Origin of the sequence: Paraburkholderia fynbosensis (assembly GCF_902859935.1) — a bacterium.
Lineage (GTDB): Bacteria > Pseudomonadota > Gammaproteobacteria > Burkholderiales > Burkholderiaceae > Paraburkholderia > Paraburkholderia fynbosensis.
The window spans coordinates 1-1,187 of the sequence record NZ_CADIKI010000073.1 but is presented as its reverse complement, the minus strand read 5'-3'; the positions used below and the strand labels follow the sequence as shown (position 1 = coordinate 1,187).

General features: G+C 63.2%; 1 protein-coding gene. It reads right to left on the bottom strand.

The annotated features are described in order from the left end of the window. Positions 1-1,133 (bottom strand): IS3 family transposase gene (locus HV770_RS38045; protein WP_175166532.1). Its coding sequence is split into 2 segments (ribosomal slippage), with 1,134 coding nucleotides annotated over them: positions 1-875 and positions 875-1,133; the frame shifts between segments, so codons are not numbered across the junction. This gene is flagged as partial in the annotation. Positions 1,134-1,187 lie beyond the last annotated feature (54 nt).

Below are 1,187 nucleotides of genomic sequence, written 5' to 3'. Positions count from 1 at the left end.
CTCGAGCGGCGAACAGTAGCCGATGCTGCTGTGCAGGCGGCGTATGTTGTACCAGCTCTCCAGAAACGAGAACAGACGCCGCCGTGCCTGTTCGTGGGTCGCGAAGTGTTCACGACAGAGCAGTTCGGCTTCGAGTGTGCCGAAGAACGACTCGCACATCGCGTTGTCATAGGCATCGCCGGCCGTGCCCATCGACGGCTGTACGCCTGCTTCGCGGCATCGCCGCCCAAAGGCAATGGACGTGTATTGACAGCCTTGATCGGAATGTAGAATCACACCGTCATGGCGTCGTTGCTGCAGCGCCATGTCCAGCGCGCGTAACATCAATTCGGTGTACAGATGGTTAGACATGGCCCAGCCGATGATGCGACGGCTGAACACATCCAGCACGACCGCCAGATAGAGGGAACCTTCGCCCGTGGGTACATAGGTCGCATCCGCGACCCACAGCACGTTTGCCGCGTCGGCACTGAAGTGCCGGCGCACCAGATCCGGCGCACGCCGGGCGCCTGCGCGCGCCCGCGTGGTGCGCGGCCAGCGCCGCCGGCTTGCCCCGCACAGACCCGCCATACGCATGAGGCGCGCCACCCGCTTGCGCCCCACGTGTACGCCTTCGCGCGCGAGCTGCGCATGGATACGCGGTGCCCCATACGTGCCGCGCGAGCTCGCATGTAGCGTGCAGATGCGCGCGAGCAGTTGCGCATCGCTGCGTGTGTGCATCGCGGGCTCTCGCACCAGCCACGTGTAATAGCCGCTCGTCGAGACGCCGAGCAGCCGTGCCATCATCGCAATGGGCCAGCGGGCCCGGTTCGCTTTCATGAATCCATACCGCTCTTCGGTGGAATGGATCCTGTCTCCCTCGCGAACCAGGCTGCCGCGTGAGAGAGTATGTCGCGCTCCATCTTCAGTTGCCGGACTTCACGACGCAACCGTGCGAGTTCCTGCCGTTCGGCTGAGGTCAGACCGTCATGCCGCACGCCTGTGTCGCGATCGGCCTGCGCCACCCAGTTGTAGATGGTCTGTGCAGTCGGCTCGAACTCCTTTTCCAGTTCCTCCGGCCTGCGTCCAGCCTTCACCAGCTCGACCATTTGCGCCCGAAATTCCGCCGGGTACGGGGTACGATGCTTGCCCATAATCGGCACCTCCTTCTCCAAAGGATAGATGTCCGTTTTTCTGGGTCAACTTCA